20 protein-coding genes are annotated in these 25,513 nt (G+C 38.7%); 8 read left to right on the top strand and 12 right to left on the bottom strand.

Annotated features, from left to right (window positions below; translation table 11 throughout):
• Positions 1–586 precede the first annotated feature (586 nt).
• The gene (locus ABJN95_RS12155; RefSeq protein ID WP_348370674.1) at positions 587–1,894 is read left to right on the top strand and encodes an interleukin-like EMT inducer domain-containing protein; all 1,308 of its coding nucleotides are present in this window, start codon (positions 587–589) and stop codon (positions 1,892–1,894) included.
• A 335-nt stretch (positions 1,895–2,229) separates the two neighbouring features.
• Here the strand turns inward: ABJN95_RS12155 and ABJN95_RS12150 are convergent, their stop codons facing one another.
• The 6 genes from ABJN95_RS12150 to ABJN95_RS12125 are packed head-to-tail and all read right to left on the bottom strand — an operon-like array spanning position 2,230 to position 12,556.
• Positions 2,230–3,564, bottom strand: a complete 1,335-nt coding sequence (locus tag ABJN95_RS12150; RefSeq protein WP_348370673.1) for a YaiO family outer membrane beta-barrel protein — start codon at positions 3,562–3,564, stop codon at positions 2,230–2,232.
• Positions 3,564–5,948, bottom strand: coding sequence for an LTA synthase family protein (locus ABJN95_RS12145; RefSeq protein ID WP_348370672.1), 2,385 nt, complete (start codon positions 5,946–5,948; stop codon positions 3,564–3,566). Before ABJN95_RS12145 ends, ABJN95_RS12150 begins: the two co-directional genes overlap by 1 nt.
• 8 nt (positions 5,949–5,956) lie before the next feature.
• The gene (locus ABJN95_RS12140; RefSeq protein WP_348370671.1) at positions 5,957–7,387 is read right to left on the bottom strand and encodes a glycosyltransferase; all 1,431 of its coding nucleotides are present in this window, start codon (positions 7,385–7,387) and stop codon (positions 5,957–5,959) included.
• The gene (locus ABJN95_RS12135; protein WP_348370670.1) at positions 7,380–10,361 is read right to left on the bottom strand and encodes a hypothetical protein; all 2,982 of its coding nucleotides are present in this window, start codon (positions 10,359–10,361) and stop codon (positions 7,380–7,382) included. The genes ABJN95_RS12140 and ABJN95_RS12135 overlap by 8 nt, the downstream gene beginning before the upstream one ends.
• A gap of 37 nt (positions 10,362–10,398) precedes the next feature.
• A complete protein-coding gene (locus ABJN95_RS12130) occupies positions 10,399–10,770 on the bottom strand; it encodes a response regulator (protein ID WP_348370669.1) in 372 nt (123 codons plus the stop codon).
• Between the two features lie 4 nt (positions 10,771–10,774).
• Complete coding sequence (locus ABJN95_RS12125) at positions 10,775–12,556, bottom strand: ATP-binding protein (RefSeq protein ID WP_348370668.1); 1,782 nt, start codon at positions 12,554–12,556, stop codon at positions 10,775–10,777.
• Positions 12,557–12,750: 194 nt separating this feature from the next.
• Between ABJN95_RS12125 and ABJN95_RS12120 the strand changes: the two genes are divergently transcribed.
• Complete coding sequence (locus ABJN95_RS12120; protein WP_348370667.1) at positions 12,751–14,040, top strand: dipeptidase; 1,290 nt, start codon at positions 12,751–12,753, stop codon at positions 14,038–14,040.
• Here ABJN95_RS12120 and ABJN95_RS12115 read toward each other — a convergent pair.
• A complete protein-coding gene (locus ABJN95_RS12115) occupies positions 14,037–14,432 on the bottom strand; it encodes a hotdog domain-containing protein (RefSeq protein ID WP_348370666.1) in 396 nt (131 codons plus the stop codon). The two genes, ABJN95_RS12120 and ABJN95_RS12115, sit on opposite strands and share 4 nt — an antisense overlap.
• A 53-nt stretch (positions 14,433–14,485) precedes the next feature.
• On the bottom strand, positions 14,486–15,370 hold the full coding sequence (locus tag ABJN95_RS12110; protein ID WP_348370665.1) for a DUF72 domain-containing protein: 885 nt from the start codon (positions 15,368–15,370) through the stop codon (positions 14,486–14,488).
• A 146-nt stretch (positions 15,371–15,516) separates the two neighbouring features.
• Between ABJN95_RS12110 and ABJN95_RS12105 the strand changes: the two genes are divergently transcribed.
• The 3 genes from ABJN95_RS12105 to ABJN95_RS12095 all read left to right on the top strand — a co-directional run bounded on the left by ABJN95_RS12105 (position 15,517) and on the right by ABJN95_RS12095 (position 19,902).
• Entirely contained in the window at positions 15,517–16,266 is a 750-nt protein-coding gene (locus ABJN95_RS12105; protein WP_348370664.1) for an outer membrane lipoprotein-sorting protein, read from the top strand.
• Between the two features lie 75 nt (positions 16,267–16,341).
• Positions 16,342–19,365, top strand: coding sequence for a hypothetical protein (locus tag ABJN95_RS12100; protein WP_348370663.1), 3,024 nt, complete (start codon positions 16,342–16,344; stop codon positions 19,363–19,365).
• 129 nt (positions 19,366–19,494) lie between these two features.
• Positions 19,495–19,902, top strand: a complete 408-nt coding sequence (locus tag ABJN95_RS12095; RefSeq protein ID WP_348371733.1) for a glyoxalase — start codon at positions 19,495–19,497, stop codon at positions 19,900–19,902.
• Here ABJN95_RS12095 and ABJN95_RS12090 read toward each other — a convergent pair.
• Positions 19,894–20,577, bottom strand: a complete 684-nt coding sequence (locus ABJN95_RS12090) for a DUF2461 domain-containing protein (RefSeq protein ID WP_348370662.1) — start codon at positions 20,575–20,577, stop codon at positions 19,894–19,896. The two genes, ABJN95_RS12095 and ABJN95_RS12090, sit on opposite strands and share 9 nt — an antisense overlap.
• A gap of 94 nt (positions 20,578–20,671) precedes the next feature.
• On the opposite strand from ABJN95_RS12090, the gene epsC reads away from it, so the two are divergent.
• Together epsC and cysM are read left to right on the top strand one after the other, a co-directional pair.
• Positions 20,672–21,466 carry a serine O-acetyltransferase EpsC gene (gene epsC, locus ABJN95_RS12085; RefSeq protein ID WP_348370661.1) on the top strand — a complete coding sequence of 265 codons (795 nt, stop codon included), beginning with the start codon at positions 20,672–20,674 and terminating at the stop codon, positions 21,464–21,466.
• Positions 21,456–22,334, top strand: coding sequence for a cysteine synthase CysM (cysM, locus tag ABJN95_RS12080; RefSeq protein ID WP_348370660.1), 879 nt, complete (start codon positions 21,456–21,458; stop codon positions 22,332–22,334). Before epsC ends, cysM begins: the two co-directional genes overlap by 11 nt.
• Positions 22,335–22,337: 3 nt before the next feature.
• Here the strand turns inward: cysM and ABJN95_RS12075 are convergent, their stop codons facing one another.
• From ABJN95_RS12075 to ABJN95_RS12065, 3 genes are read right to left on the bottom strand one after another with little or no spacing between them, the layout of a single operon-like run.
• Positions 22,338–23,135, bottom strand: a complete 798-nt coding sequence (locus ABJN95_RS12075; RefSeq protein ID WP_348370659.1) for an alpha/beta hydrolase — start codon at positions 23,133–23,135, stop codon at positions 22,338–22,340.
• On the bottom strand, positions 23,128–23,997 hold the full coding sequence (locus ABJN95_RS12070; protein WP_348370658.1) for an alpha/beta fold hydrolase: 870 nt from the start codon (positions 23,995–23,997) through the stop codon (positions 23,128–23,130). Before ABJN95_RS12070 ends, ABJN95_RS12075 begins: the two co-directional genes overlap by 8 nt.
• A gap of 49 nt (positions 23,998–24,046) precedes the next feature.
• Positions 24,047–24,832 (bottom strand): tRNA pseudouridine(38-40) synthase TruA, encoded by a 786-nt coding sequence (locus ABJN95_RS12065; protein WP_348370657.1) that lies wholly within the window; start codon positions 24,830–24,832, stop codon positions 24,047–24,049.
• A gap of 114 nt (positions 24,833–24,946) precedes the next feature.
• Between ABJN95_RS12065 and ABJN95_RS12060 the strand changes: the two genes are divergently transcribed.
• Positions 24,947–25,384, top strand: coding sequence for a hypothetical protein (locus tag ABJN95_RS12060; protein WP_348370656.1), 438 nt, complete (start codon positions 24,947–24,949; stop codon positions 25,382–25,384).
• The last annotated feature ends 129 nt before the right edge of the window (positions 25,385–25,513 follow it).

Raw genomic sequence — 25,513 nt, 5'->3', positions numbered from 1 at the left:
CGCTGCATTGTCTGAATTCTGTGCCATAGATTTGGGGTTTTTAAAATTGTTTAAGAAAGACTACATATAGTCCAACTCCGATAATTCGTTTACGCTTAAGATTTCATTTAATTCTTGAAGGAAGGTTAGGTATTCCTCTCCGTAGGTATCGTAAAGCATAGTTGTTTAGTTTGGGTTAAGTTTATTGGATTTGGGTTTCAATAATTCTTTCTAAATATCTTTATAACGTTCGGAGAAAACAATTAATTGTGGTGAACGCCTTAATTTATGTTGCGAAATAGGTTAATTAAATTGAGACTTTTGTAAATACTAAAATTATGGGATGTTGTTCATCGATGTTTTTGACATGTATTCTTTTTTGTCTCTACATCTCGTCTTTGCCACTTTAACCTCTTTGAATACACCTATCTTCAAACCAGCGATTTGATATATTTTAATATCAACACCTACCTCATTTTTTCAGTGTTCACCAAGATAGATTTCCTTCTATTGGCTAGCAATAAGAAGCGGTAAAAAACGTTGATTACCTAGTATAATGACTTGGAAAAGTGTTACGCTTGGCCTTTGATCAAATAAACTCCAAAAAATGAGGATAGTAGCAAAATGTAGTGTTCGAATGTTGTCTAGTGGTTTCTTGTATGTGTTAATCAGCCTGGGCTTTGCGCAAATGGCAAATGCAGATACACATGCAAAAATAATTCGCTACACTACTATCGAATCACCTACGATAATACTTAGTAGCCAGAGTTTTAATGCAAAGAAGCGCAGTGGTTTTACCATTGCCGGCCAAACAGAGCAACCAGGACGCGGATTGACCATCATACATCTGAATACGTCCAATACGTTCGAACATCGCACTTTCGACACCCATGCCAATGAGGAGGCAGCTGAGAAAATGGTAGAAATACTAGCACAAATGCTAGAAAACAATGCAAAGTTCGCAGTTTTGGCGCACGATTCAGCGGCAAAGAGTTTGTTAAATCAAACCAAGAAACTGAGTCAGTTGGGCTTTCTACAATTGAGTACGTTAAAAAGCAGACAGGCCTATATCATGCACAACTTCAATGGAAAAATTGTTGAAAGTGTAGACGATGTTACTGCAACCGCTTCCTTAAAAATTCCGGATAATATAGCAGATAAAAAAGTTTACTTTCCTAAAATTCGATATGAATTTGAACCGAACAACAATCGGTATATAGCTCATGCAGGCGGAGAAGTCAATGGAATTAAGTCAACCAACACCAAAGAAGCTCTTGATCAAAACTATAAAAAAGGTTTCCGCCTTTTTGAGTTAGATATTATTGAAACTTCAGACGGTCAACTTGTCGCTGCACACGACTGGAAAATGTGGTCAAGATTTACCGATTACAAGGGCGAGTTACCCCCAAGTCATGAGGAATTTATGAAACATAAAATTTACGGTGACTATACGACACTAGACTTTAAAGGTATCAACGCTTGGTTTGCCGCACATCCAGATGCTACACTTGTCACTGATAAAGTAAATGATCCTATAGCCTTTGCCGACAACTTTGTGGATAAAGACCGACTTATCATGGAGCTTTTTAGCCAAATGGCTATTGAAGAAGCCGCTAGAAATGGTATTCAACCAATGATTTCACAAACTCCCCTACTCAAAATTAAAGGAGATAAAATCAATTACCTAACCGTTAATAATGTAAAGTATGTGGCGCTTTCTCGTAGAATTCTAGCCAACGAAACCAAGCTGATGCTGCAACTAAAAGAAAATGGAATCAAGGTTTATGTATACAACGTAAACTTTGACCCAGGAAAGGATGAAAAGTACGTTCAGGAAAATGAAATCGGACTTGTTTACGGCATGTATGCAGATAAGTGGGTTTTTGACCCTGCAAAGAAAGAGATGTCAAAGTAGGAGAATAGAAAGGCGGTGATAAGCTCTTTTATCAAAACTATTTTTGGTATCTTAGAGAGATAATGTACAAAAAAATTCGAGATTATTTATTTAAAAGGAGAGACCATTCGTATAGTTTCGAGTTTGTCTTATATTTATTTGGTCTATTGATCATCATAGTTGCCTCATTCTTCTAAATTTTATAGAAACACATCAGTTTCTAGCTGCGCATGGGTTGGTATATTCGTGATCTAAGGCATTGATGCCATTACAAAATCAGCTAACATTTCGAATACATTTAACCGTTTGTCGCGACTATACGATATACTGGTTTGCGTATATGGAATACTTAATCTTTAAAACTGCACTTGATAGGTTAAGCCGGCCGAAACTCCCAAAAAGTATGTGCCAGCGGCGAATGCAAATTCTTGTCTGGTTACCCCCAGATTGGCACGATACGCATTCGGATTCTTTTTGCCTGTGAATTGATATTCAAGACTCAAGCGCTGTGATTCAACATAAAGAAGCGTTTCTGCCAATAGCTCGTCACCTGAAATCAGTTGACGTAGTTCTGGTGAATATCCCATACCGACATTGATTCCAAAGAAGTTTTGGGCATCTTTGAGGTATTTCCGTACTAGCAAATTACCAGATACGCCAATCAAATCATCCTCCTTAGGCCTGATATAGGAACGGAGCGAGAAATAGTAATTGCCTCTGTAATGCCCTATCGAATTTGTAAAGACAGTAACGTTTCTAGATTCAAAACTGATGTACCTACCACCTGCTGAAAACTCTAGGGCCCAAGGAAGATTCACATACAGGTCTCCACCCATTTTATGGTTTGGGTAAATCGAGGCATTCGAATACCCATAGTTTAAATAGGCATAAAAACGCTTTGAAAATTTAGGATAAAAGTCCAAATCGTACTGTACACCATGTGTGCCATTGCGATTGCTATAGTTTATTCTCGGTATTAGACTTCCTGCTTGGGTTTGACGCCTAAAGGAAACACTAGAATAAATTGCCGGGTCATAGCGCTGGTCAAAAACGGTAAATGCATTTCTGATTGCCAATCTATTATGCAATACTTCCTTAGCTATAGGTGTTTTGGCTTCATGCGATTCCGATTCTTTGGGCACTGTTTCATTCTCTTCGAGCGCAACTTTCTTACGCTGTTCTTTTTTCGAAGTCTTAGTTGTTTTTAATGGCGATTTTGTATTGTGCCAACCTAATTCTGGATATTTTCTGTTCTGAATGCGGGCGATGGCAATTTCCCGTAGACGCTTCACTTCTGAATTGCTTTTAAGATAAAACAGGGCTTTGTTAGCTAACCCAAGTGCTGTAGCATTTTGTTTGGCATATAGTTCGTTCTTTATTGCTGAAATCCAAACGGCACTATTGGTTCGATCTTGAGAAGTGATTGTATTGAATTCATTCCTTGCTTTGGCATACTGCGCGCTCCAGCTATAGGTACTAGCCAATAAGGAGCGTGCCTCTAGGTTCTTTGGGTTGTCAGCAACCACTTTAAGCAGCAAATCCTTGGCAGACCCGTGCTTTCCTTCATATGCAAGATGATGTGCCTTAGCATATGACGTTTCGTTGACATCGTTGTAGGCCATGTCTTGGCTTCTGACAAAAAAGCAGAGCAACCCAAAGAAAAGAATACTATGTATTTTTTTATACGGCATTATTCATCAAATGTTATCTGGGCGGTTTCTTTAGTTTCACTTTTAGGTTTTACCTTAGTCAACACTATACCTCTCTTTCTGGCTTCTCTTTTCGCTCTTGCAATTTTGTCGGAAATCTCGTTCACACTAGAGCTGTTTTGTTCGGCAAGTGCTATTAATTCAAGAGCGTCATGATGTCTATCGGACCAAAAGTACACATCGAATAGGGCCGCATATGAATCGATATAATTCGGGTTCATTTTTATACATTCCTTCAATATTTCAATAGAGGATTTGTAATTGCCCTGCCAGACATTGACCCTACCCGTAAGTATTTTAGTGTCAATATGACTAGGGGCCATAGATAGTATGTATCTACATAACAATAGTGCCTTTTCGAATTCCTTATCAAATGCAAGGTCTCTGGCTATGAAATAGCCTTTATCTGAATCCTGGCCGTTGTAGACACTATTGATCCAAATGATTTCGCTATCCGTGAACTTTTCTTCCTTTACCGCAAAAACTGCCATTTCTTTAGGAATGATTTTGTCATTTGTAGTTACATAAGCATTCATAGCCTTAAAAGACTTTAGTTTCGCTTCGCCTTTCGAACCCCCAAAAGAAGAACCTAGGTCCATATTTTCATCGATGGCATAGACTTGTCCGTCAGAAAACAATTTTTCTCCATCAACATATTCCTTTAATTCATTTTTGTTCCGCATTAACGGAATGTCTTTTATTGACCTATACGCCTCATTCATATCTAGTGCACCACCCATCCAAGCGACCTTCTTAGGTGTTTTAAGTTCATACTTTGCCTCAAGGAGCGCTAACAAGGTTGGTGTTACATCAAAATGTGAATTAAGAGCACTCATTTTTCTTGTCGTCTTTAACATTGGGCTATACATGATTAAGGGTACATGAAAACGACTAAGATTATTGCGTTGCGGAATAGGTATCAGTCTATGGTCACCGGTAACAATGAATATGGTATTATCGTAGTTGGGTTGTTGCTTGTATTGCTCAAATACATATTTCAAGGCATCATCAGTATATAGAAGGGTCGCAAATACGTTGTCGTTTTTTTCTATTACTTTTTTTACTTTTCCCTGATGACCACCCTTCGCTAATATTTTTTCTACCTGACCTTCGTAATAGTCTTGTTTGGGTGGTAAAAAGGGCTCGTGTGTACTAATGGTCATATATACTTCCATTCTTGGTTGTTCGGCTGTTCTTTGAATGCTCATGCTCTTCTTAAAAAGTTCTAGGTCGGGATAACCCCAGCTAGAACCGGCTGCATCTTCTTCTTGCAATTCATATTGATTTCCGAAACCAGATTTATCCAAAACATAATCTACGTTCTCGCTAAGTAAAAACCGGTCAACATTATCAAAAGAACTATTGGTACCTTGATAAAAGGAAGTGTGATATCCATTATTCTTTAAAATACTGTACAAAGTGAGTTTATTCGGGTATTTTTCCAACTCCATAAATCCGCTTTTTCCAAAGGGTAAAGAGCCCATTAATGAGGGTAGCACCCCAAAGGTTCTTCCAGTATTACTCAAACAGTTTTCCCAGTAAAGTGATTTAGTAGTTAACTCATCTAAGAAGGGAGTAAACCCTCCATACTCTGCTCCTTCACCAACAAAATCTCTTCCTAGCCCTTCTACCATTATAAAAACGATGTTCGGTTTTTCCTCCTTTAATTCAAAATACGACCCCAGTACATTTTCTATTTGCTGTGATTTGATCAAAGGATATTCAACATCGGCGTTGTAAGACGTATCTTCAGTAGAGGTATCGTATAAATTTAAAGCCAGATATTGGGTCTTATTCTGATTAATAGGTTTTCCTTCAATAAAAAGGGTCATGATGAACAAACTGAACAAGATAATGGTAAAGGGGTACATCTTGCTGATGTAGTGATAGTGTTTCGATGTTATCTTGTACAAACCAAAGAACATTCCTACGATTACCACCACGCCTATGACAAGCGAAATAGACAAACCCCCTGAATTGGCAATAGTCATTTTTATATCTGAAAAACTGTATCCCAATAAATCGGATCCCAAAGGAACCAGTGCGGTACAGAAATAGCTAATCAACATAGCCTCTATGATCAGCAGCAAAATAAGCACCACGAAAACGAGGTTAAAACCATACCTGGGCCTTAAATTCTCCCAGAAATTAAACGGAAAGGCCAATAGCACCCCAACCAGAGAAGCATAACCAATTTGGTGTATTATAGCATTGAAAAAACTTGAACCAAATATAATATCTACAACCCCCTTAAAATACAATGTGGTGTACTGATAGGTGGTCAATACAAAAAGCACCCCAAAGAATGAGATAATCAATCTAGTGTATTGCTTTAACGTATATCTGTCTAGTTTACTAGTATTCATTTTATGTTTTAAGTTGCTTTGGCAAATCCTTTACGTACCTGTGATCCCCAACCTGATTTCACCCTAAACAATTTTTTATAATTCCCTCGTACCGCTGCCCATACTACCACAGGGTGAAATACTATAGGTTCTATTATTGCACAGAACATGAGTGTTAAAATATCTTTGGTTTTTTTGTACTCGTTATACGAATAGGTATCCCAAAGAATGGCATAGAACGAAAACATGATGGAATACAGGTAGACTGTAGCCGTAATGGCAAAAAAGAAATCCCAGTTCAATATGCCTAGGTACCAGAATAAAATGATGGTAATTAGTCCGAAGAATTCCAACAACGGTGCCAGCCATTCATAGAAAAACCAGTACGGATAGCTAAGGAGTCCTAATCTTCCATATTTGGAATTAAAAAACATGTCTTTATGTTTGAAAAGTGTTTCTAGGTTTCCTCTAGCCCAGCGGTCTCTTTGATTAATCAAAATTTTGAGATCTTCCGGTACTTCGGTCCAACACAATGGATCTGGAATGTATTCTATGGTGTACGGAATTTTTTGGTCGTGCATATGTCGTCTCATCTTGAAGACGATTTCCATATCTTCTCCTACTGTACCAGTGTCATATCCACCCACTTCAAGGGCTATTTCACGATCGAAGAATCCAAAGGCACCGGAGATAATCAACAAACTGTCGATTCTTCCCCAAGCCATTCTACCCAAGATAAAGGAACGTGTATACTCTAAAAGTTGAAATTTAGCCAACCAACTTTTTGGTAGTCGTATTTCTTCTAATTTTCCACCATCTATCACACACGAATTTGCCACACGAATCACTCCCCCTACAGCGATTACCTTTTTTTCCGAACGTTGAAAGAATGATTTTACGACATGCAACAAAGCATCAGGTAACAATAAACAGTCTACATCAATACAGCCTACATATGTATTTGATGAAAGCGCCATACCTGTATTTAGCGCATCAGATTTCCCTCCATTTTCCTTATCAATTACCGTAAGTTTTGAAAACGCTTTGTGCGGAGATTTATATATTCCTCGTATGGGTTTGCTTTTCCAATTTGGGTCGATTTCTTGTTCGATTTTCACGAGATCGTATGCATCTATCATTTTTTGCAAAGTGTCATCTTTGCTGCCATCGTTAACCACCATAACCTCATAGTTCACGTAGCGCAGTGACATTAACGATCGAATGTTCTCTACAATGGTCAATCCTTCATTATAGGCTGGGGCAATAATTGTAATGCTAGGAGCCAATGGCGAGGCCATTACTTTCGAGAGATCGGTAAAACTGTTTTTATTTCTATAGTGGATAGAATTTCTCGTAGAGAAATAGGCCATGGTAGTAAACATGGTAAACAGCACTAGTGTAAACAAGAAAAAGACAATGTTTATATAATCTAGAACGATATTTGAAATACCACTATCCATTTAACTTGTCGATGATTTTAGCATAAAGTTGACCTAAAATAGATTCTTGATGAACAGTTTGTTCAGCAGGTTTATCCGCCACCCTTGACCCATTGGTCATAGCTGTCAAAGGTTCTGTCAATTCAAAAGAAAGATCAAAAATTCCAGAAGTTTGTGGGGGTTGAATTTGTAGTTCTTCCATCAATGAATCATACTCAGCAAGTGTTTCTTCCTCTATTAAAACCTCCATTTCAGCTACTTCAGCTTGGTCATTGTCGGTTGAAGCTAGTTCGCGATTTTCGTTTTGGTTAGCAAGAGCGAGTTTTGCTTTCAGTTCTTCAAGAATTCGCGCCGCTTTATTACTGATCTCTTTTTCTTCATCTTCCAATAGCCCCTCCAAAAAATCTATTTCTGCAGCGTCTCCTACCGCCACAATCTCATCCATAAGTATGAGCTTGGCTTCTGTGTCGCAGGTTCTGAACAAATCTTCAAAAACATTAAAGGGTTTCAGCTGCACATCTTGCTTAGGTTGCTCATCGCCTTCATTGAATTGTTCAATTAGTCGCTTCACTCGGTCTTTAACCGTTTTGTACTTTTCATTTACCAATAGTTCATTTAAGAGCGGAAGCTCACGATAATCGCCCATTTCTGCAATGTCATCAAGTAATTGCATACGTGATTCCTCAGTGTTTTCTTTGTACAGCACGATTTCATCAAGAATTTCGTCTCCCAGCATGGCGTTGGGTATGTTTGGAGTAGTGACTATAACTTCTTCCTGTACTCGGTCTTCATCTTCTGCATGTGCTTCAATAGCAGATTCATCTTGAACGGGCTCATCGACCTGAGAAACGCTACTGGTGTCAACGAATTCATCACCGAACTGTAGCAGTGGCCAGTCTTTAACTGATTTCGATGTTTTCTTAGCTTGCTTTTGTTCGTTAAAATCAATTAGATCTTTAATGATTTTTTTAAATTTTTGCTCGTCTTGAGGTTCCATATCATTATACGATTGTAAAGATTTTAGATTTACATTGGATTCTGTATCCATAGTATCTTCTTGGGGGCTCTCAGACAAATTGGAGAGAAAATACGGGTCAGTTAGGTCATTGATGTGCTTATCTGATATTTTGTCAACTGGTGCGTCTACAATATCATAAATCACTTGCGTCTCTAAAATTTCAGGGGTGCTGAATTCAGAAAAATCCGGTGCAAGCACTTTTGACGGCTTTTGAATGGTAATTTGTACTTCTTCGAATTGTACTTCAATATCCTGAAGCAAGAATACATCTTTGGGTTGGTCTTGTGTATTCTTTTCAAGCGGTGATTCTTCGATAAAATCGGTTACAATGGGTAAAAAGGCAAGCTCTTCCTCTTTGATTTCAAAAGTCACTTCTTTTGTATGTATGTTAGCGTCATCTTCAGGAACTACCTCCTCATACTTGACTGTCATCTCGTTTAATTCAATTTCAGAAGCTCCTTCTTGAGGAGTTACTTCCTCATAAACGACAACAACTCCTTTAGGTTCTACGGTCATATCTTCTTCATCGGTAGCAGTCATCTTTGCTTCATCTGCTGCCTGCACAACCAATGGTAAAAAGTCAAAACTCAAAGTTTCATCTGCTACAGAATCTCCTGCTTCAATCTGCGGTTCGGATTTTTCTTCGTTCGTAGGCATTTGATTTTCTTTCATTACTTCTGGCTTAATTTCAGTGTGGATTGCTTCCTCTGGTTTGATGATTGCTTCCTCTTGATTCTCTTTGGGTGAATGGCTGTCGGCATCTACTTCTTCTGCCTCTACCTCTATTTCTGCTGTTGCTTTTTCTTCTATCTCCACTATTATGGGCTCAGCTAATTTCACTTCGGGCTCCACTGCTATCGGCTCAGTGATTTTTTCCTCCGCTATATCTTCGTCCTCATCCTTTAATACAATATCGTCTGGAATACTATAGTTGGTAGATTTCATCAAGCCTTTTGATGGCATTATACTATCGGGCATAATAGCATTGATGCTGCTATGTGCCTTACTGCGCACTGAAAAATTCGCTTCTTTTTTTTCAATTAGTTGAAGAAACTCGATATCAGATTCCTTACCTAGCGAACCAATGGCTCCGAGAATGGCAATCTTGATATCTGTAGAACTTTTCCAGAAAACCAGTTTCAGCGTTGGAAGCGCTGCAACAATGTAAAACTCTGTAATGCATCCTATGGCCTCCGCCTTAATCTGGCTATTCTTATGTTTTACTAACTCAATAAGGGCAGCATCTGCATCGTTTTGGTTATAGAATTTTATCAATCGCAATGCAAAAAGTACCACATGACGGTTAGTCGATGTCAACCAGGCTTTAAATCTGGGTGGCTGATAATCTTCCTCGTTCCGTAAAACATCTAATAGCTTTAGCTGTTGCCATTCAGATATTTTATATTTAGTGGTATCTAGAAAATAATTAATCCCCTCCGGTTTCAATGTAACCACGGCTATTTCAGCCTGTTTTCGAATGGTGGGCCTTTTGTCATTGATGAATTTGGTTGCAAAGGTGTAGGCCTCTGCTACCTGCATTTGGGTCAGGTCGCGTATAGCTTTAGAAACACGTTCCCATCTCCAACTTTTTAGTTGTTCAAACGCATCGTTATGCAAACCAAGATCTTGGTAGAGTTTGAAGAGTCTCTTCTGGGTATCACCGGCAAGATCTTTTCTAAGGTCTAATAGAACTTCTGAAAGTATCTTTCGATTAAAATCATCTTTTAGAAGCTGACGGATTTCTATTTTCAGATTTACATAATTGCTTTTTTCATCTTTGGAAGCCTCATCGTCATAGAAAAGAAATTCACTGACCATGGGTGAAAGTTCTCTTTTTCGTTGTTTTTCTCGCCCAGCACGTGCAGAAATGCGATTACGGTAAAAGAAGACACATATGAAATAAACTACAGCCAGACCAACAAACAGAATTGACAAGTCCCACAAAAGATCGGTATGGATTTTTGGGGCCTTTATCAAGGGTAATTGGTTATATGTTTGGCCGAATCTACTCAAATTAGATTTTCTTTAGTTCTCTTTCAACCCGTACAATCAGTTCTGATGGGCTAACCGGTTTTGAGATAAAATCATTTGCGCCCAGTTCAAAAGCGTTTAAAACATTTTCTTCATTACCGGCAGATGATATAATGATTATTGGTGTACTTAGGTTCAGTTCTTTTCGCACATAGTCAATAAGCTCTATACCCGAGAAATAAGGCATCATAATGTCACTAATAATTAAGTCTGGCGTGTGCTCGGCTAGGTGTTTTTTTACCTCTCTTCCATCACGACTCAACTGAACTTCATAGCCCCCTTTTTGAAGGCGGAAGTTTAATAGCGACGCAAGCAGTTCGTCATCCTCGGCAAGTAAGAGTCTTTTTTTGTTCATCGTACTAGCTTTGTTTCAATGCTTTGATCTGTTCATCAATGGCTTTTTCTACCAAGGGATATTCTTCAACGAAACAGTTGTATAAAAAGTTCAAGTGTTTGCGGTCACCATTGGTCTTACATAGTTTCTGCATTTGTTCGGCAATGGTATGCAAGCTTTTAGATTGCATCATTGCCAATCCAGATTTGATTTTATGTGCTGCAAAGGCAATTTCATCTAAATCCTCATTGTTTAGGTTTAGCTTTACGACTCCTATAAATTCCAGCGCGTTCTGCTTGTAAAGCAAGATCAATTCTTCAAGCAAGTCCATTTGGCCAAGGCAATCTTCTAAAATCAAGGAAAGATTGATTTTGGTTGCATCAGAATACACCGTTGCTTTGGGGTTAATGGCTTGCGATTCGTATTTGAGTGTTTTTTTCATGCTATTCTTATTTTTTACCAATTTGGTTAACAGTTCATCGGGGCTAAATGGTTTCAAGATGAAGTCATTGATCTTATTCAGCTTACAGTTTTCACGGTCTTGATACGAAAAGTCGGCAGAGACAGCAATTATGGGTATCTGCCTTACGGACTCAATTTTACTATTACGAATAAGCTGAGTAACTTCAAACCCATTTCTATTGGGCATTTTTAAATCCATAAGCACCAGATCAATTTGATTGGTCTCAAGAAGATTTAAACCGTACAGCGCATTGTCAGTAACATAGGATTTGCAGTTCCAAGAATTAAGACGTTGAACTATCAATCTTTGATTGATGGTATTGTCTTCAAAAACAAGAATGTACATGCCCTTTACCGCTTCTAGCGCTTCGGCGGTTATCGAATTGGCTGTACTTGGCTTTACAATATTTTCGATGCTTCCCTTTGTAAAGGGAAGCATAAAACGAAATGTCGTTCCTTCTCCAAGTTTGCTTGATACTGATATATCTCCCCCAAGATTATCAATGATCTGTTTTACAATACTAAGACCAAGTCCGGTACCTCCGTATTTGGCTTGTGTATCGTATTCAGCTTGCTTGTAAGAATCGAAAATATGTTCAAGATTATTTTCTGAAATACCAATACCGGTATCGGCGATGGTAAATTCGAGATACAGTTGATCTCCTATTTGTTTCTTAAGCGTAATAGACAATTTGATACTACCTCGCTCTACGAACTTGACGGCGTTACCTACCAAGTTCAATAGTATCTGTGATAGTTTTGATGGGTCGCCAACCAATCCTTTTGAAATGTCATCATCAATAGTTGTAATCAATTCGATATGCTTGTCTGTAACAAGCGTATTGCATAAATACATCACATTATCGACCAGACTATGTAGATTAAAATCAACACTTTCGAATTGCTCTAAACCTGCTGAAAGTTTAGAATATTCAAGCAATTCATTGATGATTTCCATCAAAGTGTATGAAGCGGTTTGAATCGCATTTACGCGCTCCAGTTGTTTTTTAGTCAATTTGTCCTCTTTCAACAGGTCGGTAAATCCAATAATTCCGTTAAGTGGAGTTCTAATTTCATGACTAACTTTTGCTACTAGTTTATCAACGCCGGGTGGTTGGGTATCCTTTTCCTTCGAATTATCAGCCGTTTGTTCTTCTTGCAGATCAGTGTCTGCCTCGCTGTACGAGTTTGAAGGTGTGAAAATTTTGTTTTCCAGACGTATTCTAAAAGCTTGGAAAGACTTTTTAAGGCGAGATGCCTCTGCAGCTGTCAGCTCCTCATAAGAGAAATCATTCAGCGTATGCTCTAAGCGAGTTAATTGGGAAAGTAGGTCTTTTGGGTTCAATTTAGTTTGGGGGAGAATTGGTTAAATATTAGCTTGTTACTTTTCTTACATGCTTCTGTCGTGTTTTTTTATAAAATACTGTTAACGGCTGCAAGTAAAAGTCCTGAATTAAAGTAGGTTGCACAATTAAATGTTACCTAGGTTTCCATTATTGTTGTCAAATAGCTTTATTTGTATGTATAAACTCCAACAACATGAAAAATTACTTTCTTTTATTGACTTTTTTAGTAGCTTATTCTTGCGGTGAATCTCAACAAAAAACAGAGATGAGCGTTGAAGAACGTGCAAAAATTATTCATGAAAAAGTGATCACAATTGACACTCATGATGATATCAATGTAAAGAACTTCTCAGATAGTATTAACTATTCCCAAAGGCTAGATACTCAGGTAAATATTCCAAAAATGGAAGAGGGAGGTTTAGATGTAGCCTGGTTAATTGTTTATACGGGTCAAGATTCCTTGAACGAAAGGGGTTATGCAAAAGCGAAAGACAATGCGATTTCCAAATTCAATGCTATTCATAAGCTCTGCGAAGAAATTGCCCCTGATAAAATCGGGCTTGCTTTGAACTCAGCCGATGTGCGTCGTATAGCCGCTGACGGAAAAAAAGTGGCCATGATCGGTGTAGAAAACGCCTACCCCATAGGTACTGATATGTCAAACTTTGAAAAGTACTATGATCTTGGCGCCAGGTATGTCTCTTTAGCACATAATGGTCATAGTCAATTTTCAGATTCAAATACGGGAGAAGCGGATAGCTTATGGTTACATAATGGTTTAAGTAATCTTGGTAAAGAAGCTGTAAAAGAGATGAATAGACTAGGAATAATGATTGATGTATCGCACCCTTCTAAGGAGGCAATGAAACAAATGATCGCCCTAACAGAAGCCCCAATAATTGCTTCTCATTCTTCTGCAAGAGCGCTGTGTAATCACAGTAGAAACTTAGACGATGAGCAGTTGCTTTTGATGAAAGAAAACGGTGGAGTAGTACAAACAGTGGCGTTCAGCTCGTATTTAAATACGGAAAAACACGATGCGCGTAATGCTAAAATTAAGGAAATTGAGAAGGTTGTTATGGATTCCCTTGGGGTTGAATGGCTGGAACGAAAGGCCATAATGGCATTGCCTAATGCTGAAAGAGATGCGTATATCGGCAAATACATAGAAATGAACAAAATTGTACGTGCAAAAACCAAGACCATGACGGGTTTACCGCCTGCTGTAGATGTTGGTGATTTGGTTGATCATATCGATTATATGGTGAAATTGATAGGAATTGAGCACGTAGGTATAAGTTCCGACTTTGATGGAGGCGGAGGAATTGAAGGTTGGTCAGATGCCTCTGAAACATTCAATGTTACCTTAGAGCTTGTAAAACGAGGGTACACAGAGGATGAAATCTCAAAACTATGGGGAGGCAATCTACTTCGAGTTCTTGACAAAGTGCAAGAAGTTGCTCAAAACATACAAAAGAGCTAGTCTTTCTCCTCTAGGCGGTCTTTTACATATTCTATCTTGGTTTTGCCGTGAGGCTTAGGCTTGCCGTCTGCCCCCATACTAACCATTATAATATTGTCTACAGTAACAATAGTTTCGTGATTCATCTTATTTCGCACCTCGCAATTCAGGGTTAGGGAAGTTTTTCCAAATTTCACCACCTCAATCCCGATTTCGATAATGTCACCTTCTTTGGCTGAACTCATAAAATTGATTTCAGACACATATTTGGTTACCACCCGGTTATTTTCTAGTTGTATGATACTATACAAAGCGGCTTCCTCATCGATCCATGCTAATAGCTTGCCACCAAACAGCGTTTCATTGGCATTTAAATCTTCTGGTTTTACCCATTTTCTCGTATGAAATCTCATAAACGACAATTTACTTTGCAAAATTATGCAACAAGAATGACCTATAACAGGGTTCAGACAGAATCGTGAAGCGTTTTAGGGATTTGGAGGTTACTACCTAATTTTTTATTCAATTTCTCAATAAAGCGTACTGATAATAAGGGAGATTCTAATTCCATATTCTGATGTACGAAGAAATGAATGTTTTTTAGGCCCTTATCAGTCCAATGAGATAGTTTTTCAACCCAATCATCTAAACGGGAGTAATCAGAAGGATGATTTGCCCCAACATATCGTATGAACGCCTCATTGTTCGTCAATCGCATATGCATGATATCACGTCTTCCAGCCGTATCAACTAAAGTATTTGAAACATCATTCTCTTGCAGAAGATGATACAATTCTTGAGCTACGTTTTCGTCATTGAACCAATCTGTATGACGAAATTCTATTGACAAGCGAAATTCCTTAGGCCAATATTCTACAAAGCGCACTACTCTATCCCAGTTTTTAGGTCCGAAATTACTGTGCATTTGCAAAAATATTGTACCCAGTTTATCTTTTAAGTTTGATGTAACGCTAAGATACTCATCTAAAGTAGGATACGCCTGATCATTTAAACGTCTTAAATGACTAACATTCTGTACAATTTTAGGAAAGAACTTGAAGTTATCAGGTGTTTTATCGTACCATTTTTGGTGTGTTTCAGCAGAGAATATTCTGTAAAAAGTGGCATTAAGTTCGATACAGTTGAATTGCGTAGCATAATAGGCCAATTCATCTTTTGTGCCCCGAGGGTAAAATTGCTTTAAATCTTGCCTGTTCCATTTGGCACATCCCACATAAATTTGGGTCGGTCCTGACTCTTTGCAATTTCTTAAAACCACTTCGGTGTCAGGATGATCCTCAGGGAGGGTAAAATCAATATTTTCGGGTTGATCTACTTTTCCGAATTTCATGGCTTCTTGTGCTAAGGGTACCTAAAATTAGGGTTTACATCTTTAATGTCTCACTCTCATTCAAAAAAATTAAAAGAAAACGACTATTTATGTAACAATCCTAATACATTTGATACTAAAGAAATGAACACTTTAAAAACTAGAAAATGAAAACAGTAAAACTTTTTACCCTACTACTAATAATGGCATTCGCCCTGCCAACTCAGGCTCAGACCGTAGATGAAATTATAGACAGCTATTTTGACAATATTGGCGGACTTGAAAAATTAAACAGTCTGGAAGGAATGAAAATCACAGCTAAGGTTAGTCAAATGGGTATGGAATTTCCTATGGAAATCGTACGTATGAAAGATGGCAGGACCAGTACTTCAATGTCTATACAAGGGCAAACCTACAATCAGCAAACGTTTGACGGTGAAACCCTTTGGAGCCATAATATGATGACCCAGCAACCTGAAAAAATGGATGCCGAGCTAACCGAGAATTTCAAACTGAGTATCAATGACTTTCCAAATGAGTTTACCAATTATAAAGATAAGGGTTATACTGTTGAACTATTAGGTAAAGAGACCATTGACGGTGCGGAAACATTCAAAGTCAAGGTCATCAAAGAGCCAATCACTGTAGATGGAAAACAGGAAGATGATATTTCCTTTTATTACTTTGATACCGAAAACTTTGTACCAATTGCCATGAGTACCGAAGTCAAAACAGGACCCGGAAAAGGAATGGTTCAAAAAATTTCTTTTAGTGATTATCAAGAGGTCGACGGACTTTATTTTGCACATTCTTGGAGTATTGGCGCTGAAGGTCAGCCAACTTCTGTTCCAATGACTATTGAAAAAATAGAACTCAACCCTACTGTTGAAGCTACTAGTTTCGCTTTTCCAGAGTAAGAGGTTCACCATTTTGTTTCAAACATAAAAAGGCCCTTACTTACTAAGGGCCTTTTTACTAAAAATCAACCAAATATGAAAAAATTATTCACAATCGTTGTGGGTGCTTTGCTATGGGTGCATGGTACATCAGCCCAACAGAATACCAATGGAAAACAACTGTTCGGCGATATTTCAGCTCGGCATATCGGCCCTGCCGGTATGAGTGGAAGAATCAATGATATGGAGGTACATCCCACAAACAGCAGAATCATCTACACCGGTACAGCTGGAGGCGGTGTTTGGCGATCAAAAGATGGCGGAGCAACCTTTAAGCCGATTTTTGACGAATATTGTCAATCTATTGGAGCGGTGACCCTAGACCCTAACAATCCAAATAATGTAATTTACGTTGGTACTGGTGAAACCTGGACACGTAATAGTGTTTCTATTGGAGATGGCCTTTATAAATCTGTAGACGGTGGTTCGAACTGGAAAAAGATAGGTTTTGATAAATCAGAACGCATTGCCAACATTATTGTAAACCCCAACAATTCAGATGAAATCTATGTTGCTGTCTTAGGGGCTCTTTGGAGCGATAGTGAAGAGCGCGGAGTTTACAAATCTTTAGATGGCGGAGTAACTTGGAACAAAATTTTATACGTTAACCAAAAAACTGGTGCTGCTGACCTGGCCATAGATCCTAGCAATCCAAATATCATTTATGCTTCCATGTGGGAGTTTCGTCGCACGGCCTGGGGTTTTGATTCAGGCGGAGAAAATAGTGCGCTATATAAGTCAGTAGACGGTGGAACGACTTGGAACAAAATACACAATGGCTTCCCTGAAGGAAAATTAGGGCGTTTGGCTATTGCCGTTGCACCGACAAATCCGAAGGTTCTCTATACCGTAATAGAAGCTGAGGAAGAAAAGAAAAAAGGATTGTACAGAAGTAATGATGCCGGAAAAAATTGGGAACAACTCAATAATGATTTTGAGATTACCGTACGCCCTTTCTATTTTTCAAGAATTGTTGTTGACCCGAGAGATGAAAATGTTGTTGTAAAGGGTGGCCTTTCAGGCTCCATTTCGCGAGATGGGGGCAAAACGTTCAGAAATTTAGGTTTTATGCATAGCGACATTCATGATATCGCCTTTAGCATTAAAGATTCTGACATTATGTACTTCGGAACCGATGGCGGTGTGTATCGCTCTTGGGATGGCGGTGCTACCATGGAAATTGTTGAAAACCTTCCCCTTTCTCAATTTTATCATATAAGCGTAGATGATGAAACACCATACAACGTCTATGGCGGTTTACAAGATAATGGCTCTTGGTATGGCCCATCTTCGTCTTCAGGAGGGATTAATGCGGGAGATTGGAATTCTATTGGGGGTGGCGATGGATTTCGTGTATTGAAGCATCCTAAGAAAAATATTATTTATTCCGAAGTGTACAATGCCGAAATTGTATGGCGCTATGACGTTGATAAGCAATTGGTGAAAACCGTACAACCCTTACAAACGAAAGATGCCGATAAACTGCGTTTTAATTGGAATCCTCCTATGGCAATTAGCAACACTCAACCCGACCGTTTTTATATGGGAAGCCAGTACTTGCATAAATCGGAAGATATGGGTGATACATGGGAAATTATCTCTCCAGACCTAACCACTAATGATGTAAGCAAGCAAGGTCAAAAAGATTCTGGTGGTTTAAGCACTGATAATTCTGGAGCGGAAAACTACACTACGATTTTTACTATAGCCGAATCTCCCTTAGATGAAAAAGTCATTTGGGTAGGAACCGACGATGGTAACGTTCAAATTACCCAAGATGGTGGCAAAACTTGGACCAACACCGTTGCTAACATACCTTCATTGCCAAAAAACACCTGGTGTTATCATATCGAGGCAAGTACGTTCAATTCCGGAACCGCCTATGCTGTATTTGAAGGGCATAATAGTGGTGATATGACACCATATACCTATAAGACGACCGATTTCGGAAAGACCTGGACAAGCATTCTAACTGATGAAGTAGATGGTTTCGTTCGAAATATTCAAGAAGATTATGTGAATCCTGACCTGTTATTTTTAGGAACGGAGTTCGGACTTTATATTACGACCAACGGCGGTAAAAACTGGAATAAGTTCACCAACAACATGCCCCCTGTCGCACTACACTTCATTGATTTGCAAAAAGCTACAAATGATCTCGTAATGGGTACTCATGGGCGCGGCGTAATTATCATTGATGATATTTCACCCTTGCGGGAAATCAACGAAGAAATTATTTCAAAAGACCTGCATTTCTTTGCCAATGCCCCCACCGTTATCAATGAAAAGAGTGATTTTGCGGCCAATTTCGGTTCCGAAACCCAATTTGTTGGCGCAAGTAAAACGAAAGACATGCAGTTTAAATATCACTTACAAAAAAGACACACCTTTGGTAAGATGACGCTGCAAATTCAAGATATGTCAGGCAATGTTATAAATGAGCTGGGGCCAGGCAAATCGAAAGGAATCAATATAGTTACTTGGGATTTCTCTAAAAAAATGCCAAAAATCGCCAAGGGCAAGACATTCACCAGAAGCGGCTTTGCGACCCATACGGTGGCCGCTGGAAGCTACAAAGTCGTTATTAAAAAAGGTAAGAAAATCTATGAGCATCCATTTGAATTAGTATATGATGAAAATTCCAGTCTTTCAGAGGAAGACCGAAAGTTGAAAAATGAGACCGCTGAAAAACTCCATGACATGACCCAAAAACTGGCGTATATGGTTTATGAAGTTGATGAATTGATTGCCAAAGCCACAGCGACTAACAACAAGAAATTGTTAACCAAACTTACCGACTTAAAGAAGACCTTAGTGGTTACCACGGGCGATGCCTATGTGGGAGCGGCACCGCCTGAGCTACGTGGTAAAATGGCAGCACTATACAGCAAAGTTGCAGCCACCTATGACAAGCCTTCGACTTCTGATTTAGAAAATCTGGAAATTATATCTGAAAATTTTGCAACTGCCCATAAAGATTTTGCCAAGTTGAAGAAAAAAATAAAGAATAGTGAAGATATTGAACTGCAGTCATTTGAAGAATTTGTAGGAAATAAATAGGCAAATTTCAGCCATTACAAAGCCATCCGTTAAGGGTGGCTTTTTTTGTTCATAACCCCGTTAAAAACTAATATATGGCTTGTAAATCACACAAATCTTAATACCTACCTTTATATAAAACCTGAAATGATGAATGAAAGATCGCATAGCCTGAAGAAGATCCGCCCCCAAATTTCATCTGCCAAGATTACTGATAACATGAGTAATGACGAGCGTTTTCAGAATGAAACACTTCGGCCTATTATCAAGTTGCAGAATGATTTGTTCCTAATTGTATTTCAAAACTATATCGCAAAGCGCAAAAACACGTTTTACGAACTTTCGCCTCAAAAACGTCTTGATTATATAGCTCACGCAATTCAAAAAGACCTTAAATTTCGTAATTCTTTGAAGGGAATGGTTATTGGTCAATTCACGGTTGAGGAATACGAACGGTATACCAGAAATTCATCGGCACTGAACAAGCGAATGATGAACATGGTCATTAAAAGAATCCAAGATCGGGTTCAATTTTTTGAGAAAGTGCTCCTAGTCTAAAAGCGATTCGCCATTTAGATTGGTCGTCAAAATATCGCTCATCAGATCAAAATAGGGTCGAATGGCTGCGAACGATTTGTTCACCTCTTGCATAAACTTGGGGTCCAAAACTTCTTTGTCGGAAAAGCTGCGCGTAAAAATAAACTGCTTCTTTTTGATTAAATCAATGTTTTGATGTGCTTTGTCAAATCCTTTGGGTGCCGTTTTTACTTCATCACCCACTAAATCTCCCCAAATACTTTTAAATTTCTTGGCTCCAATAAGATCGCGAAAAACAGAGGCATCTAATTCCAATTCTTTGCGAATACGCAGTAGATCGTCTTTATTGGGTTGCCAAAATCCCGCGGCTATAAAACTGGCATTATTGGGTTGTATATGTGTATAATATCCGCCTCTTAGCTTTGCGCCTGCTCTAGACAAAGAACTTGAAAAATTGATTTTGTATGGCGTTTTGTTTTTCGAAAACCGAACATCCCTATAAATTCTAAACACCTTTAGCCCTTCAATTTCATCATGACCTTTTACCTCCTCCAGCAGATCGTTAAAAAAAGACTTCATGTCGGTTTCCAGCGCTTTAAACTCCTTTTTATGCGTTGTAAACCAATCTCGATTATTATTTTTCTCCAACTTCTTTAGGAATGAAAAAACTGCTGGAGCAACTCCCTTTTTCTGCATGTGACCTAATCCTTATAAATTTGAGTTAAAGTTAACCATTTAAAAAAACCAATCTTGTAATATTGGTGATTATTAGAAGTAACCTAGTAAGTCTATGGATAAATCGCTAATTATTGAAAAGATACGGGAACACAAGAAACAACCCAATCTTAGATATCAGCTTAAGGAACGAACAGAAGTATTTACCAACTTATTATTCTATACCTTATTTGATATTGAAACTCCTGTAGAGGCTAATTTAGATACCTTGGAGGCTGAATTCGATATCTTGGTCAATCTTGCCTGTTGGAATACAGAGAAGCCCTGTAAAAAAGTTTGGCAAAACTATGTAGCAAAGTTGCCAAAAATTCTTGAACTTTTGAATCTTGATGCGGAAGCGACGGTAAACTGTGACCCTGCTTCTTTGTCTATTGAAGAAGTATATATGGCTTACCCAGGTTTTTATGCGATTGCCATCTACAGACTGGCTCATGAGTTATATGAAGTTGGTTTTCCATTGGTGCCGAGGTTGATGACGGAATATGCTCATAGACAAACCGGGGTAGATATAAATCCGGGAGCAGTAATCGGAACCTCATTCCATATTGATCATGGCACGGGGGTCGTTATTGGAGAAACTGCTGTTATTAAAGACCACGTTAAAATCTATCAAGGGGTAACCTTAGGGGGTTTATTTGTTTCCAAAAATCTTCAGAAAACAAAACGGCATCCTACTATTGAAGATAACGTAACCATATACGCCAATGCAACCATTTTGGGAGGTGAAACTATTATCGGTGAAAATTCAATAATCGGGGGTAACGCTTGGTTAACCGAATCCGTTCCTGCAAATTCCACTGTTTTTCATACTCCAGAAATTAAGATAAAAACCCAGTCGAATGCCACATAGCGTTTTAGATATTATAGGAAATACCCCTTTGGTAGCATCGAAGGTGCTGAATACAAATCCGAATGTAAAACTACTTTTTAAGCTAGAAGGTCAAAACCCGGGTGGAAGTGTTAAGGATCGGGCCGCCTACAACATGATTAAAAGCGGTTTAGAACGTGGAGATTTCGATGCAAATTCAAAACTTATTGAAGCTACTAGTGGTAATACAGGTATTGCGCTAGCAATGATAGCTGGTATATACGGACTGGAAATTGAGCTAGTAATGCCAAAAAATGCTACCAAAGAACGGGTACAGACCATGCGCGCCTATGGAGCTAAAGTTACTCTTACACCTGATGGCATTGAAGGTGCTCGTGACTACGCTGAAAGCAAGGTAAGGGATGAAGGCTATATTATGATGAACCAATTTGGAAACGATGACAACTGGGGAGCGCATTACATGACAACCGGACCTGAAATCTGGAGAGATACCCAGGGTGAAATAACTCATTTCGTATCCGCCATGGGAACTACAGGCACTATAATGGGCACTTCGACCTATTTAAAAGAGCAAAATGCTGATGTTCAAATAGTGGGCGTGCAGCCCAAAGATGGCGCTAGTATTCCAGGAATCAGAAAATGGCCTGAAGCATACTTGCCAAAAATATTTGATGCCACTAAAGTCGATAAAGTTTTAGAGGTAAGCGCTGATGAGGCACGAGCCATGTCACGAAGACTAGCGACGGAAGAAGGTATTTTTTCTGGTATGAGTAGTGGTGGTGCGGCAACGGCTGCTTTGAGACTAGCCAATAGCTTAAAAAGTGGAACTATTGTCTCTATAGTATGCGACCGTGGTGACCGTTATTTGTCATCTGATTTGTTCGCTTAAGAATTACTCTAAAGCTTCATTCATTCCGTCTTTAAATACCTTATAATCTTGCAGGTAGTTATGCCCGCCTCCTTCTATGGTAAAAAGTTTTTTTCCATCGCCAGGGATGGCTTCATATAATCTTTGAGCAAATTTATAAGGAATCACTTTGTCAGCAGTACCATGAAATATATATATTGGGCATTTCACTTCCTGCATGTATTCTGTGGAAGGAAAACGGAATTGAGACAACCATGATACCGGTAAAATGGGGAAACGATGACTCCCCAAATCTACAGCACTAGAAAAAGGTGATTCTAAAATCAGTCGACAGGGGTTGTTCTTTGCGGCCAATCTCGAGGCAATTCCCGTTCCGAATGAACGCCCGTACAATACGATTTCATTTTCATCATAACGATTTAGCGCATAATCGTAAAAGAGTTGCGCATCTTCATTAAGCGCCTGTTCACTCAATTTTCCAGTACTTTTTCCATAGGTCCTATAGTCTACCAAAATAGCGTCATAGCCCTTACGGGTTATCAAATTCGCTACATGCCCTAAATGCGAAACATTACCAGAATTTCCGTGAAAATAAAGCGCTACGCCCTTGGTGGAATTATTCTTGATATGTACCGCATTGAGCTTTGCGCCGTCGTCAGTTGTTAGAAAAAACTCTTCAAAAGGTTGACAGAAATCAAACTCATGCGACATGGGCATCTTTGAAGGGAAAAAAATAAGTCTTTCTTGAAAAAAGTAAGCCGAAACGAGCAAAAGTAAATACAATACGCCTAGCGCAATACCAATTTTTCTTAATCTACGCATTAGCAGTTTTCGAGGAGTGTTTAACATGAATACTGGAGCCCTCTAAGTTAATCTTTTTGGGTTTTGACGTTATGATTTCATCAAGAACTTTATGGTAATACTCGAAGGTGTTTAAGTTTTTATGTCCGCCACCAATAATGGAATGCAAGGTAGTAAGCTTCGGTTTTATTTTGGAGAGTTTTACGCTAGTTTTATATGGAATTAGTTTATCGTCGGTGCCGTGTATGATATGAATGGGACATTGCACGTACTTCAACCATTTATAGGTAGGCATTGGAAATTTCAAAAGAACGGAAAGCGGCATAAACGGCACGTACCGTTTCGCTACCTTACTCAAGCTGTAATAGGGTGCATCAAGAATTAACATTCTTGGATTGTTCATTGAAGCCAATTTGGTAGCGAAGCCCGAGCCCAGCGACCGGCCATAAAGAACAATGTACTTCTCATCAACATTTTCCTTGATTTTGTTATACACTACCTGGAGGTCTCTTTTTACCGCCTTCTGTGTTCGACGCCCAGTACTCTTACCGAAACCTCTATAATCTACCATAATGACGTCATAACCATGTCTGGTAAAATCTACAGCGAATTTGCCCCAACCTCGCATACTCTTAGAATTACCCTTCAAATAAAACACTACTCCTTTGGGCTGTTTTGCCTTGAAATGGAGTCCATTTATAGTAGCGCCATCACGGGTTTCTACATTGTATTCTTCAGTTTCCTGATTTTCATAATGAAATTGAAAATCCTTTTCTAGTTTCTCCGGTTTAAACATCAAATAGTCTTGCAGAAAATAAAGTAATACACTTATTCCCACATAAACTCCAACAAGAAGTAACACTATGTAAAGCCAATAAGGCATTGTAGCTGGTTTAGCAACAATGTACAAAAATTACCAACGCGATGAAAAGCTATTGTCCAAAATGAAGCTGGTTTAATAGTAGCCCTGAACCTGGGGCAACGAAGGTCAGTTGAATTGAACTGTTCTCTTTTAGTGATTCTTCAATATCTAAAAGCTTAAGTTCTCCCCTTCCCAATTGTATTAAGGCCCCCATCATCATACGAATTTGATATCTCATAAATCCTTTTCCATTTACGTGCAAAGCGAATGATTTCTTGGGAAAGAAATTCGCTTGAAGGATTTCGTTTGGTCGTATTTCGCAGCTTGCTATGGTTCTGATAAACTGAGTATTTTCTTGCAAACGGGCCGTATAGGAAGAAAAGTTATGTTCACCCTCAAAAAGCTTGCAGGCTTTTTTCATTACATCAATATCTAACACATCAATAATGTTTGCAATAAAAGGAGCTGCGAACGGATGGTTTTTCTCTCCATGAGAAAACAGATATACATATTCTTTTTCTTTGCTGTTTTGAATAATGTTGAACTGCGCATTGGTCTCTGATATAGAAGTAATTCGAATATCTGGGGGAAGATTCTTATTAAAAAGAATCTGAAATTGTTTCAGGTCATCAATGGGTACATCCACAAAAAGTTCAAAGGCAGCATCTAGCGCTGAAACCTTGGCATCGGTTCGACCGGCCCCTAAGATCTTAAAGTCAGCTTCCGCATGAATAAACCGTAAGGTTTTCAATAGCATTTGTTCAATAGTCTTTTGGCCCGGTTGTTTTTGCCAACCGCTGTAGCGGAAGCCTAAATACTGTAGTTTGATAAGATAATAAAATCGTCTCCTTTGCATTGTTGGAAATTTCTTAGTAGGTGTTGAAGTTTTTCAAAACTAGATATAAATTAGCTTCGCAAGCAAACCAAATTTTTCGTACTTTGAAAACATAATCAACTAAACCAATTCAGTATGAATACAAATGCAAAAACGAAACCGCCAGTATGGTTTTGGATTGTAAGTGCTTTGGCACTTCTTTGGAATCTTTTGGGAGTAGGCGCCTATTTAGGACAGGCATACATGTCTACCGAGGAGCTACAGGCGATGCCTGAAGCACATCAACAATTATTAGAAGCACAGCCAGCTTGGTATACAGCTGCATTTGCCATAGCAGTCTTTGCAGGTGCAGTTGGAAGTCTCTTATTAGTGCTAAGAAAGAAATGGGCCCATCAGATTCTTATCCTTTCTTTATTGGGAATTCTAGTTCAACAGACCTATATGTTCTTTTTAAGCGATACTTTTGACGTAATGGGAACCAACGCCATGTATATGCCACTTTTGATTGTAATAGTGGGGTTTCTATTGGTCTTTTTGGCACGTGCTGCCACCGACAAAGGATGGCTTTCTTAAAAGCATTTTGCTAAAGATTTTACGTGGTAAATAGTAGTTTCGCAACGCATTTTGGCCAATACCCAACATAAATTGCGCTTCATCGAATTTTTTAAATAAAACAAAGTTAAGATGCGTTCTTTACAACCA

This window comes from Maribacter sp. (genome assembly GCF_039974175.1).
Lineage (GTDB): Bacteria > Bacteroidota > Bacteroidia > Flavobacteriales > Flavobacteriaceae > Maribacter_C.
This window is presented reverse-complemented; position numbering and strand designations above follow the sequence as displayed.